Raw genomic sequence first — 10965 nt, 5'->3', positions numbered from 1 at the left:
CCCCGCCCCCACGCTGCGCCTGCTGGGACGCCCGCCGCGCGACATCGCGTCGTTCGTCGTCGATCCCGGCGCCGAGCGCGCGCGCGCGAAGCTGGACTGGCTGCTGCCCGTGCTGCGGCTGGCCATCGCCATCGTCTGGATCGCCACCGCCATCGTCTCGGCGTTCATCTACCCGGCCGCCGCCAGCTACGAGTTGCTGGCGCGCGCCGGCATCCCCGAGGCCCTGCGCCCGCTGATGCTGTACGGCGCGTCCGTGTTCGACGTGCTGCTGGGCGCCGGCACGCTGTTCTTGCGCCGGCGCCGCTGGCTGTGGCTCATGCAACTGGCGCTGATCGGCTTTTATTCGGTCGTGATCGCGGTCCGGCTGCCGGAATTCCTGATCCACCCCTACGGCCCGCTGACGAAGAACCTGCCGATGCTGGCCGCGATCTGGCTGCTCTACGAACTCGAGAGAGAGGACACATGATGGACTACGTCGTCGTGAAATGGCTGCACATCCTGTCGTCGACCTTCCTGTTCGGCACGGGCATCGGGTCGGCCTGGTACATGCTGTTCGCGAACGTGAGCCGCGACGTGCGCGCGATCGCCGTCGTCAGCAAATACGTCGTGATCGCGGACTGGCTGTTCACGGCCACGACGGCCGTCGTCCAGCCGGCCACGGGGTTCACCATGGTGCACCTGGCCGGCTATCCGATGAGCAGCCGCTGGATCATGTGGTCGCTGATGCTGTACGTGCTGGCGGGCGCCTGCTGGCTGCCCGTCGTGTGGCTGCAGATGCGCCTGCGCGACATGGCGGCGGACGCCGCGCGCGACGGCACGCCGCTTCCCGCCCTGTACTGGAAATACTTCCGCACGTGGGTGGCGCTCGGCGTGCCGGCGTTCATCGCGTTCGTCTTCATCTTCTGGTTCATGGTGGCGAAGCCGATCTAGCTCTAGAATGCCGGCTTTACCACGACAAGGCAGCATCATGATCCGTCTCGGCCTCGCCCTCCTGTTTGCATCCGGCGCCGCTTGCGCAGCAGCACCCGCATGGGTCGCGCGCAGCGACGCCTACACCCAGCCGGTCCTGCAGGACACCGGTAAATACGTGCCCGAGGAATCCACGGAACTGGGCGACGAAAACTACGACACCCAGGTCGCCGACCTGAAACCGCGCGTGTACGAGCGCGAACTGGCCGACACCGAAAAACGCCTCGCGGAACTGCGCCGCCAGCGCGCACAGGAAAACGACGTGAAGGTGCGCCAGGACCTCGACATCCTGATCGACTCGCGCGAGAAGAAGATCGCGACGATGAAGCTGGAGCACAAATACCTGCTCGAGTACGTCAACGTGGGCGAAGTCGTGTACGGCGGCCTGCGCGCCCTGCTCGACCCGCGCAACAAGCCGGAACGCCAGAAGCTCGCGCTGGTACGCCTGAAGCGCTACGCCGGCAAGGAAGCCGGCTACGCGCCGATCGCCACGCTGGCGCGCGCCCGCGGCGAGGAACGCCTTGCCAGCAAGACGCTGATCGGCCCGTACGTGGGCGAGGTCGAGGAAGGCCTGAACAACAACGCGACCTACATGGACGGCATCGAGGAGTTGTTCAAGAAAGCGAACATCACCGGCTGGGAAAGCGACTTCGCGGCGCTGAAGGCCCAGGTGAAGGACTACGACGACTGGGTGCGCAATCGCCTGATGCCGCGCACGCGCAAGGAAGTGCGCCTGCCGGAAGCGATCTACGTGAACCGCCTCGCCAACGTCGGCGTCGACATCGCGCCGGAGCAGATGATCGAGCGCGCCGGCTTCGACTTCCAGGAAGTGCGCGACGAGATGCAGGTCGTGGCGGGCATCATCGCCGCGCGCAACCAGCTGCCGTCGTCCGACTACCGTGACGTGATCCGCGAGCTCAAAAAATCCTCGATCGCCCCCGACCAGCTGATGCCGTACTACCGCGAGCGTTTAAAAGATATCGAAGGCATGGTGCGCGCCCACGATCTCGTGACCCTGCCGTCGCGCGAGGCGAACATCCGCACCGCGACGCCCGCCGAGGCGGCCCGCTCGCCGGCGCCGTTCATGAGCCCACCGCGCATGATCGGCAACACGGGAGAGTATGGCGAGTTCGTGATCCCGCTGGCGAACCCGAACGCGAAGTCGAAGGAGAAGATGAACGACTTCGACTTTACCGCGATGGCCTGGACGCTGACGGCACACGAAGCGCGCCCGGGCCACGAGCTGCAGTTCGCGTCGATGGTGGAGCAAGGGATGTCGGTGGCGCGCGCCCGCTTCGCCTTCAACAGTACGAACGTCGAAGGCTGGGGCCTGTATTCGGAAGCGATGATCCTGCCGTACATGCCGCCGGAAGGCCAGCTCGTCTCGCTGCAGGCCCGTTTGCTGCGCATGGCGCGCGCCCTGCTCGACCCGCAGATCAACCTGGGCCGCATGACGCCGGAACAGGCGAAGCAGTTCCTGATGCGCGAAGTCGTGCTGTCCGAACCGTTCGCGCAGTCGGAAGTCGACCGCTATTCGTACCGCATGCCGGGCCAGGCCACCGCGTACTACTACGGCTACGTGAAACTGCGCGCGCTGAAGACGCAGGCCGAGATCGCGCTGGGCGACCGCTTCAGCCTGAAGGCCTTCAATGACTTCATCATCGCCCAGGGCATCCTGCCGCCGGCGCTGATGAAACAGGCGGTGCTGGAAGAGTTCATCCCGAGCCAGCGGGGCAAGGCGGCGGCCAGATAAGCGCCAAATAAGCGTGCGCCACGCACGTCAATCTTGCGGCGACAATATCGTCCCGCCCAGTGGGGGCGGCCGACCAACCGATGGAGGACAGCGATGCGGGCTTACCAGATCTTACCCGGCGATGGCATCGACGGGCTGCAATGCGTGGATTTTCCTCACCGTGAACTGGGCAATGGCGAAGTGCGCATCCGCGTGCACGCCGTCTCGCTGAACTACCGCGACCTGATGGTCGCCAGCGGCAACTACCTCGTCACCGTCGACGACCCCATCATCCCCTGCTCGGACGGCGCCGGCGAAGTCGTCGCCACCGGTCCCGGCGTCACGCGCGTGCAGCCCGGCGACCGCGTCACCGCGTCGTTCTTCCCACACTGGCATGACGGCCTGACGAGCCCCGAGAAAGTCCGTCACGCGCTCGGCGGCGACATCGACGGCATGCTCGCGGAGGAAGTGGTGCTGGACGAGGACGCGCTGGTGAAAATCCCGGACGGGATGAGCTTCGTCGACGCGGCCACCCTGCCCTGCGCGGGCGTGACGGCGTGGAATGCCATCTTCGAATCCAGCAACGCGGTCCGCCCGGGCGACACCGTACTGCTGCTGGGGACAGGCGGCGTCAGCATCCTCGGCCTGCAGCTGGCCCGGGCGGCCGGGCTGAACGCGATCATCACGTCGTCCAGCGACACCAAGCTGCAGCGGGCGAAGGAGCTCGGCGCGCGCCACGTCATCAACTACCGCACGACGCCGGAATGGCAGGAAGAGGTGCTGTGCGCGACGGACGGCGCGGGCGCACAGGTGGTGCTGGAAGTGGGCGGCCAGGGCACCGTGAACCGCTCGATCGCGTCCACCGCGATGGGCGGCAGCATCGCCATCATCGGCGGCGTCAGCGGCTTCGGCGGCGAAGTCAATCCGGCCACCCTGCTGGCGACCGCCAAGCGGCTCGTGGGCGTCTACGTCGGCAGCCGCGCGATGCTGGAAAAGGTCGTGCGCTTCGCCGAGGCGACCGGGCTGCAGCCCGTCGTCGACCGCGTGTTCACGTTCGACCAGGCGCGCGAGGCGTACCGGCACATGGAATCCGGCTCGCACTTCGGCAAGGTCGTGATCGCGGTGACGTGACGGTCAGGGACGTTTGATCGGCACCAGCTCGATCTCGAACAGCTTCGGCCACAGCTTGCCCGTCACATACAGGCGGTGCTGCTTCGGCTCGTACGCGATGCCGTTCAGGACCGCGTCCGGATTCGTCGTCCCGCGCTGGTCCGGCGGCAGCAGGCCCGTGCAGTCGATCCAGCCGACGACGTTGCCGGTCTCCGGATCGATGCGGGCGATGACATCGGTCCCCCACACGTTGGCGAAGATCTGGCCGTCGACGATTTCGAGTTCGTTGAGCTGGGTGATCGGCTTGCCCTCGGCCGTCACGCGGATGCGGCGCTGCTCGTCCAGCGTCTTCGGGTCGAGGATGCGGATCTCGCTGGTGCCGTCGCTCATGTAGACGTGCTTCGCGTCGCTGGCCAGGCCCCAGCCCTCGCCCTTGTAGTTGAAGCGGCCCTTCAGCGCGAACGTCTTCGCGTCGAACAGGAAGCCCACGTTCGACTGCCACGTCAGGCCGACGATGGTGTCGCCGACGGCCGTGGAGCCTTCGCCGAAGTATTCATCCGCCAGGTCCTTCTTCTGCAGCACCTTGCCGGTTTTCAGGTCGACCTTGCGCAGCGACGAGTGTCCCTTCTGGCCCGTGGATTCGTACAGCTGGCCGTCCCTGAAGAACAGGCCCTGCGTGAAGGCTTGCTGGTCGTGCGGATAGGTATTCTTGACGAAGAAACCGTACACGGGAATGGCGGCGTGGGCGGACGTGACTGAAGCGGCGGCGAGCGCGAGGGAAGCAAGGATTTTCATGGGACTCCACGGATCGGGCCGGAACGTCCCGGCGCGAGCAAGATAGTAACGCAGGATGGTAAGCTAGCGCCATGCAACGAAAGACTCTTACATATCTGCACCTGCCGCCCGACGCCGACCTGCCCGACCTGGGCGCGCGCCCGCCCTTCCTCGCCATCGTGCTGGCCGAGGACGAGGTCGCGGAAATGTGGCTGTGGGACGTCGCGCGCTGGCTCGTCGCTTCCGGCGCGCGCTATGTGCAGGCCTGGGGCAAGGATGCCGAGGCCTGGATCGAAGCCGTGGACGACGCGGCGCTGGAAGCCGTCGACTACGAGGACGCGCCCGAGGACCAGCACGTGCTCGCGACCGCGCACGATGCCGGCGACGAGGACGTGGACGAGGTGTTCTGGTTCACGAAGCACCGCGCCGCGCACCCTGCCCTGCCGCTCGACGCGGTGCTGGTCGTGCACATCGCGTCCAGGCCGCGCAAGGAAGCCATCGAGACGGCTTACGCGGACGCCTGAGCCAGTTCCTCGCCGAGCAGGCGCACCAATTCTCCCGCCGGCAGTGCCCGTGCGAGCGCAAACCCCTGCCCTGCCCAGTTGACCGTGAAATCGTTGTTGCCCGCATTCGTGGCCGCCGCGTTCAGCGCCTTCACGGCATCGTAGGCGATCGGATAATCCGGCAGCGGCGGGTGGCCGGGCGCGCCGATCTCGCTGAACAGCCGGTTCACGAGCCCGCGCGCGGGCCGGCCGGAGACGACGTCCGTCACGGCCGTGATCACACCCTCCCCGGCCTGCATCAGCGCGCGGTGGTGCGATGTCGCGGACGACTCCGGGCACAGGATGAACGCGGTGCCCATCTGGGCGGCACTGGCGCCGAGACGCAGCGCGGCGGCGATGCCGTTCCCGTCCATGATGCCGCCGGCCGCGATCACCGGAATGCGGACGGCGTGCGCCACCCCTTGCGTGAGCGCGAACGTGCCGATGGCGGGATCGCCCCGCTCCGGATCGAACAGCCCGCGGTGGCCGCCCGCCTCGTAGCCCTGGGCGACGACGGCGTCGATGCCGGCCGCCTCCACCTGGCGCGCTTCATCGACCGACGTCGCGCTGGCCAGCAGCACGATGCCCGCGTCCTTCAGCGCCTGGATGCGGCGCGCGTCCGGCAGGCCGAAGTGGAAACTGACGACGGCGGGACGCGTCTCCAGCAGCACGTCCAGCATCGGATCGTCGTCGAGGAAGCTTTGGTAGATTTCGCGTAAGGACGCCGGCGGCTGCGCGCCGCTGGCGGCGAAATGCGGAGACAGGTAGTCGAGCCACGCCGCTTCGCGCGCGGCGTCGGCCTGCGCGGGACGGTGGCAGAACACGTTGACGTTGAACGACCGGCCGCCGCCAGCGCCGCCGTCGAGACGCCGGCCATCGGGGCCTGGATGATGGGAAGATCGATGCGCAGCAGGGACAGCAGGTCTGGCTTCATGATGGTCTCCAACACGGGTCGCGGTCCGACGAGTATAGCGCCGCCGGCGCGAAAACGATTTATACCATTTTTTCCCCTGCACTCTTGCCGGGTGCCGCAACCCGTCGCGGATCGTGTTTTTGCGTTAGGATGCATGCTGCCCTGTGGGCTCAAGAATTACCGATTGGCAACAAAGGAAGGCAATGGACAGTATCGACCTCGAAGTGCTGCACGCCTGCGACCAGTGGCTGCGCGCCGGCTGGCGCTGCGAGTACGTGACCGTCGTCCGGACGTGGGGATCGAGCCCGCGGCCGGAAGGCGCCACGATGGCGATCCGCGCCGACGGCGTCGTCGTCGGCTCGGTGTCGGGCGGCTGCATCGAGGATGATTTGATCGCCGCCGTGCGCGAAATGGGCATCGTACGTACCGCGCCCGAAGTCATCACGTACGGCATCTCGGCCGACGAAGCGCACCGCTTCGGCCTGCCCTGCGGCGGCACGATCCAGCTGGTCGTCGAACCGCTCGGGGCGCACAGCCGCATGGACGAACTGCTCGCGCTGGCCCAGCGCCGCATGCTGACCCGGCGCACGCTGGACCTGACGACGGGCGCGGTCGAACTGGCGCAGGGCAAGGTCGACGAGCAGCTGCGCATGGACGGCCAGGCGCTCGTCACGATCCACGGTCCGCGCCTGCGCATGCTGATCATCGGCGCCGGCCAGCTGTCGCAATTTCTGGCGCAGATCGCCGTCGGCCTGGAATACCAGGTGACCGTGTGCGACCCGCGGGAAGAATACCGCGCCAGCTGGAGCCTGCCGGGCGTGGACGTCGTGCACGCGATGCCGGACGACCTCGTGCTGGAGATGAAGCTGGACAGCCGCAGCGCCGTCATCGCCCTCACCCACGACCCGAAACTGGACGACCTCGCGCTGATGGAGGCGCTCAGGACGGACGCCTTCTACGTCGGCGCCATCGGCTCGCGCGCCAACAATGCGCGGCGGCGCGAGCGCCTGCGCGAATTCGACCTCACCGAGGACCAGATCGCGAAGCTGCACGGTCCCATCGGCCTGTACATCGGCAGCAAGACGCCGTACGAGATCGCCGTCTCCATCCTCGCCGAACTGACCGCGGTGAAGAACGGTGTCGCACTGCCGGCGCAGATGTCGGTCGAGCACGGCAAGGCGCTCGCGGCCTAGTTCTCGAGCAGCAGCAAGGCGGCCAGCACGAGCATCGTCGTCCCCGTAACCCCTTCGATGCTGCGCCAGACGGCGGGCCGCGCCAGCACGAACGCGCAGCGGCGCGCGCCCAGGCCCAGCGCGGAAAACCACAGTAGCGATGCCGTCATCGCGCCGGCCGCGAACGACACGCGGTGATTCGCCGCGAGGCTGCTGCCGACGGCGCCCAGCAGCACGACGGTATCCAGGTACACGTGCGGATTCAGCAGCGACATCGCCAGTACGATGCCCAGCGCGCGCGAAGCCGTCGCCGCCGCCTGCCCTTCACCCGCATGCGGGGCCGCCGCGCCCTGCCAGCAGCTTTTCAGGCACCGCAGTCCGTACCACAGCAGGAACGCGGCGCCGCCCCACCGGGCCGCCAGCAGCAGCGCCGGGGAATGCTCGATCAGCGCGCCGAAGCCGGACATGCCCAGCGCGATGAGGGTGACGTCGATCAGCACGCACGTGAGCACCGTCAGCACGACGTGGCGGCCGGCGACGCCCGTGCGGATCACATGCGCGTTCTGGGGGCCGATCGGCATGATCAGGCTCGCGCCCATCCCGAGGCCTTGCCAGAAAATCGGTTGTGAAAACATGCTACCTCCTGTTGTTATTGCGGAGCAGCATGCCTTGTACGCGCGGCTACATCAATTATATTAATGACTTCTAAAGTTCATTAAGCTGGGCTAATCCAATGACCATCGATCCGCGCCGCAGCGAGGCGTTCGTCGCCGCCGTCGACAGCGGCAGCCTGGAGCAGGCAGCGGCGCTCCTCAACGTGACGCCGTCCGCCATCTCCCAGCGCATCGCCGCGCTGGAACACGACCTGGGCACGCCGTTGCTCGTGCGCGCCCGTCCCTGCCGGCCGACGGCGCCCGGCATGCGGTTGCTGCAATTCCTGCGTCGCCGCGCGTTGCTCGAAGACGAATTCTTCGCCGAGCAGCAGGCCGATCCGGGTCCGGTGCGCGTGGCGCTGGCCGTCAACAACGACACGCTGGCGACGTGGCTGCTGCCCGTGCTGGCGCCGGTGCTGATCGAGGAAGGGCTGCTCGTCGAATTCGTCACGGGCGACCAGGGACACACGTTCGCGCTGCTGGAACAGGGGCTCGCGCTCGCCTGCGTGTCCGGCGAAACGGAGCCGATGCGCGGCTGCACGGTGAGTCCGCTCGGCGTGATGCGCTACCGGATGGTGGCGGCGCCCGCCTTCGCCGCGCGCTGGTTCCCCGGCGGGATCACGCGAGAGGCCGCGCGGCGGGCGCCGGTGATGGTCTTCGACCGCAACGACCGCCTGCAGACCGCGTTCCTGCTGCAGCACTTCGGCCTGCCGGAAGGCGCGTACCCGTTTCATTACGTGCCGTCCAGCGATCCGTACGTGCAGGCGATCCGGCTCGGCCTGGGCTATGGCCTGCTGCCGCTGGAACAATGTGCGGACATGCTCGCCAGCGGCGCCCTCGTCGACCTGACGCCGGATCTGTTCGTCGACGTGGCGCTGTACTGGCACGCCTGGCGCATTCAGCCGCCGCGGCTGGAACGCATGGGTGCGGCGCTAGTAAAAGGCGCGCGGGCGGCGCTGCTGCCGTCTCCCTGAGCAACCGGCAGCCATTGCGCGACGCCCCAGCAGAATTCCGGCACGAGGAACAGCCACAGCAAGGGCGCACCGCTGGCCGCCAACGCCCACGCCATCCACGTCGAGAACAGGAATCGGCCCACGCCATCGTAGCGGCCCAGGGTGACGCTGGCGGCGCGCAGGCGCAGCACGGACCACACGAGCACGATGCTGCCCATCAGGCAGGCGAACAGCACGTGGAACGGGCCGAAGTCCGGCAGCGCGTCGCCGCCCAGGCTGCGGTTGAGAGTTGACAGCTGCGTGTGCGCGAGGGCGAACGTCCAAGGCGTGGCGAACGGCGCCGTGAGCAGCAGGTCGTACACGGCGCTGGCGCGCACGACGGTGAGAAAAGCGGATCGGCTGAGTTGCATGGAAATCTCCCGGGATGAAGGTTCCGGCATCATCGCCCCTGGAGTACACTCCAAGGTCAAGCCATTTATTGCATCGACTTCCATGCAGATCGGAGAACTCGCTGCCGCCACCGGCCTTACCCGGGACACCCTGCGCTTCTACGAGAAACGCGGGCTGCTGCTGTCGCGCCGTCTCGCCAACGGCTACCGCGACTATCCGCCCGAAGCCGTGCAATGGCTGTGCTACCTGCGCGCCGCCCAGGCGCTCGGTTTTACGTTGACCGAGATCGAGACCGGCCTGCCGCTGCTGGACGATCCGGCCGCCGCCGCGCCCCTGCTGCGCGACGCGTTGATGCGCAAGCTCGAAGACATCGATGCGCGCATCGCCGGCCTGTCCGCCCTGCGTGCGGATCTGACGCGCGAACTGGCGCGGCCGGGGTTCGGCTGCCCCGTGCTGGAGGAACAAGCGGCCGCGTGAGGAGGTCTCGATGGCCTGGTGTATCGAATTTTCATCCGCCCGATTCCTGCCGACCTTGCCGGAAGACTGCCAGGCCAACCCGGGCGTCTACGGCTTCGAACTGGCCCTGTGGCTGGCGCAGGCGCTGAACCGCCAGGGCGTCGTCACCGGCTATCCGAGCGCGGAAGACTGGGGCTGGTGCTTCGACTATGCGCCGACGGACGAGCTGCGGCTGACGATCGCCTGCGCCAGCCTGTGCAAGGCCGACGCGGGCTATGACGGGCGGCCGATCGGCTGGGCGGTGTCGATCCGCGAACAGCGCGGCCTGGAGCAGCGCCTGCACAACCTGTCGAACGATACCGCGCTGGAAGACCTGGGCCGGCACATCGTCGACCTGCTGCGGGCCGAACACATCGACGCCATCCACGTGCCGCCGATCGCGTAAAATTTTGTTACAAGGAAACTGTCAGCCGTCCGTACGGCGCCCGCGTTAACAGCACAGGCGCCGACGGATGGCGCACACCCATGGAGAAATCATGAAACGCCTGCTTGCCGCCGCCGCCGTGCTGGCCACCTTCACCCACGCCGCCTTTGCCGGAGAACTGACGCTGTTCTCGGACAGCAATTTCCGCGGCCAACGCGTGACCATCGACCGCGACGCCGCCAGCCTGGGCGATGTCAATTTCAACGACCGCGCGTCGAGCGCCGTCATCCGCTCGGGCACGTGGCTGCTGTGCGAGCACGCCAACTTCGGCGGCCGCTGCCAGGAATTCGGGCCGGGCGAATACCGCGAGCTTCCGGGTTTCAATGACGCCATCTCGTCCGCACGCCAGCTCGACCGCGGCGGCCGTGGCCGCTGGCGCGATCACGACCGTGACGACGACCGTGGCGGCTCGCGCGGTGACGACCGCGGCGACCGCGGCGACCGTGGCGACCGTGGCGGCTGGCGCGGCGACCGGGGCGGTCCCGACGTCGTGATGTTCGCCGGCCAGCGCTTCGAAGGCCAGCAAGTGGAACTGTCGCAGGACGTGCGCGCGCTGAGCGACGTCGGCTTCAACGACCGCGCCACCTCGCTCATCATCCGCGAAGGCCGCTGGGAATTCTGCGAACACGCCGACTTCCGTGGCGAATGCGTCGTGCTGGGGCCGGGCCGCTACGACGTGCTCGACCGCATGAACAACCGCATCTCGTCGATGCGCCGGATGCGCTGACCACCCGGGGTGCGGGCCCCAAATTTTTTAATTAAAAAAAAACCGCGGGGGGCCCCCGGGGATGTTAATTTTATTTTTAAAAAAAACCCC

The 10965-nt window shown here is 67.4% G+C and carries 13 protein-coding genes and 1 pseudogene; 10 read left to right on the top strand and 4 right to left on the bottom strand.

The genetic code is table 11. From position 1 onward, the window contains the following. From ACEN88_RS15720 to ACEN88_RS15705, 4 genes are all read left to right on the top strand, one after another. On the top strand, nucleotides 1-466 hold a 466-nt coding region (locus ACEN88_RS15720), incomplete at its 5' end, for a DoxX-like family protein (protein ID WP_413341009.1). Beyond that, nucleotides 466-930: a DUF2269 family protein gene (locus ACEN88_RS15715; protein WP_413341011.1), complete on the top strand. Its 465-nt coding sequence runs from the start codon at nucleotides 466-468 to the stop codon at nucleotides 928-930. The genes ACEN88_RS15720 and ACEN88_RS15715, both read left to right, overlap by 1 nt. Nucleotides 931-967: 37 nt before the next feature. Beyond that, a complete protein-coding gene (locus ACEN88_RS15710) occupies nucleotides 968-2722 on the top strand; it encodes a DUF885 domain-containing protein (protein ID WP_413341007.1) in 1755 nt (584 codons plus the stop codon). 93 nt (nucleotides 2723-2815) lie between these two features. After that, nucleotides 2816-3832 (top strand): zinc-dependent alcohol dehydrogenase family protein, encoded by a 1017-nt coding sequence (locus tag ACEN88_RS15705; protein WP_413341005.1) that lies wholly within the window; start codon nucleotides 2816-2818, stop codon nucleotides 3830-3832. A 3-nt stretch (nucleotides 3833-3835) separates the two neighbouring features. Here ACEN88_RS15705 and ACEN88_RS15700 read toward each other — a convergent pair whose 3' ends face one another. Further along, on the bottom strand, nucleotides 3836-4606 hold the full coding sequence (locus tag ACEN88_RS15700; protein ID WP_413341003.1) for a glutaminyl-peptide cyclotransferase: 771 nt from the start codon (nucleotides 4604-4606) through the stop codon (nucleotides 3836-3838). Nucleotides 4607-4677: 71 nt separating this feature from the next. Between ACEN88_RS15700 and ACEN88_RS15695 the strand changes: the two genes are divergently transcribed. Further along, nucleotides 4678-5109: a hypothetical protein gene (locus ACEN88_RS15695; protein WP_413341001.1), complete on the top strand. Its 432-nt coding sequence runs from the start codon at nucleotides 4678-4680 to the stop codon at nucleotides 5107-5109. Here ACEN88_RS15695 and ACEN88_RS15690 read toward each other — a convergent pair. Further along, nucleotides 5094-6061, bottom strand: a pseudogene (locus ACEN88_RS15690) (NAD(P)H-dependent flavin oxidoreductase). The gene ACEN88_RS15695 and the pseudogene ACEN88_RS15690 sit on opposite strands and share 16 nt — an antisense overlap. A gap of 182 nt (nucleotides 6062-6243) precedes the next feature. Between ACEN88_RS15690 and ACEN88_RS15685 the strand changes: the two are divergent. Continuing rightward, nucleotides 6244-7233 carry an XdhC family protein gene (locus ACEN88_RS15685; protein ID WP_413341000.1) on the top strand — a complete coding sequence of 330 codons (990 nt, stop codon included), beginning with the start codon at nucleotides 6244-6246 and terminating at the stop codon, nucleotides 7231-7233. On the opposite strand, the gene ACEN88_RS15680 is transcribed toward ACEN88_RS15685, so the two are convergent. Next, the gene (locus tag ACEN88_RS15680) at nucleotides 7230-7847 is read right to left on the bottom strand and encodes a LysE/ArgO family amino acid transporter (protein ID WP_413340998.1); all 618 of its coding nucleotides are present in this window, start codon (nucleotides 7845-7847) and stop codon (nucleotides 7230-7232) included. The two genes, ACEN88_RS15685 and ACEN88_RS15680, sit on opposite strands and share 4 nt — an antisense overlap. 98 nt (nucleotides 7848-7945) lie before the next feature. On the opposite strand from ACEN88_RS15680, the gene ACEN88_RS15675 reads away from it, so the two are divergent. Further along, a complete protein-coding gene (locus ACEN88_RS15675; RefSeq protein ID WP_413340996.1) occupies nucleotides 7946-8839 on the top strand; it encodes a LysR family transcriptional regulator ArgP in 894 nt (297 codons plus the stop codon). Here ACEN88_RS15675 and ACEN88_RS15670 read toward each other — a convergent pair. Next, complete coding sequence (locus tag ACEN88_RS15670) at nucleotides 8764-9228, bottom strand: hypothetical protein (RefSeq protein WP_413340994.1); 465 nt, start codon at nucleotides 9226-9228, stop codon at nucleotides 8764-8766. The two genes, ACEN88_RS15675 and ACEN88_RS15670, sit on opposite strands and share 76 nt — an antisense overlap. Nucleotides 9229-9310: 82 nt before the next feature. On the opposite strand from ACEN88_RS15670, the gene ACEN88_RS15665 reads away from it, so the two are divergent. The 3 genes from ACEN88_RS15665 (at nucleotide 9311) to ACEN88_RS15655 (ending at nucleotide 10875) form a co-directional block, all read left to right on the top strand. Further along, a complete protein-coding gene (locus ACEN88_RS15665; protein ID WP_413340993.1) occupies nucleotides 9311-9685 on the top strand; it encodes a MerR family transcriptional regulator in 375 nt (124 codons plus the stop codon). Between the two features lie 10 nt (nucleotides 9686-9695). Continuing rightward, nucleotides 9696-10109 carry a hypothetical protein gene (locus ACEN88_RS15660; RefSeq protein WP_413340991.1) on the top strand — a complete coding sequence of 138 codons (414 nt, stop codon included), beginning with the start codon at nucleotides 9696-9698 and terminating at the stop codon, nucleotides 10107-10109. A gap of 91 nt (nucleotides 10110-10200) precedes the next feature. After that, nucleotides 10201-10875, top strand: a complete 675-nt coding sequence (locus tag ACEN88_RS15655; protein WP_413340989.1) for a beta/gamma crystallin-related protein — start codon at nucleotides 10201-10203, stop codon at nucleotides 10873-10875. The last annotated feature ends 90 nt before the right edge of the window (nucleotides 10876-10965 follow it).

This window comes from Massilia sp. CT11-108, assembly GCF_047302915.1.
GTDB classification, from domain to species: Bacteria; Pseudomonadota; Gammaproteobacteria; order Burkholderiales; family Burkholderiaceae_D; genus Telluria; species Telluria orientalis.
The sequence above is the reverse complement of the archived record's forward strand: the minus strand, read 5'-3'. Positions and strand labels throughout refer to the sequence as shown.

Excerpts from the sequence above, each read along its gene's own strand:
- ACEN88_RS15715 (WP_413341011.1), top strand. The coding sequence starts at position 466 with ATGGACTACGTCGTCGTGAAATGGCTGCACATCCTGTCGTCGACCTTC.
- ACEN88_RS15710 (WP_413341007.1), top strand. The coding sequence starts at position 968 with ATGATCCGTCTCGGCCTCGCCCTCCTGTTTGCATCCGGCGCCGCTTGC.
- ACEN88_RS15705 (WP_413341005.1), top strand. The coding sequence starts at position 2,816 with ATGCGGGCTTACCAGATCTTACCCGGCGATGGCATCGACGGGCTGCAA.
- ACEN88_RS15700 (WP_413341003.1), bottom strand. The coding sequence starts at position 4,606 with ATGAAAATCCTTGCTTCCCTCGCGCTCGCCGCCGCTTCAGTCACGTCC.
- ACEN88_RS15695 (WP_413341001.1), top strand. The coding sequence starts at position 4,678 with ATGCAACGAAAGACTCTTACATATCTGCACCTGCCGCCCGACGCCGAC.
- ACEN88_RS15685 (WP_413341000.1), top strand. The coding sequence starts at position 6,244 with ATGGACAGTATCGACCTCGAAGTGCTGCACGCCTGCGACCAGTGGCTG.
- ACEN88_RS15680 (WP_413340998.1), bottom strand. The coding sequence starts at position 7,847 with ATGTTTTCACAACCGATTTTCTGGCAAGGCCTCGGGATGGGCGCGAGC.
- ACEN88_RS15675 (WP_413340996.1), top strand. The coding sequence starts at position 7,946 with ATGACCATCGATCCGCGCCGCAGCGAGGCGTTCGTCGCCGCCGTCGAC.
- ACEN88_RS15670 (WP_413340994.1), bottom strand. The coding sequence starts at position 9,228 with ATGCAACTCAGCCGATCCGCTTTTCTCACCGTCGTGCGCGCCAGCGCC.
- ACEN88_RS15665 (WP_413340993.1), top strand. The coding sequence starts at position 9,311 with ATGCAGATCGGAGAACTCGCTGCCGCCACCGGCCTTACCCGGGACACC.
- ACEN88_RS15660 (WP_413340991.1), top strand. The coding sequence starts at position 9,696 with ATGGCCTGGTGTATCGAATTTTCATCCGCCCGATTCCTGCCGACCTTG.
- ACEN88_RS15655 (WP_413340989.1), top strand. The coding sequence starts at position 10,201 with ATGAAACGCCTGCTTGCCGCCGCCGCCGTGCTGGCCACCTTCACCCAC.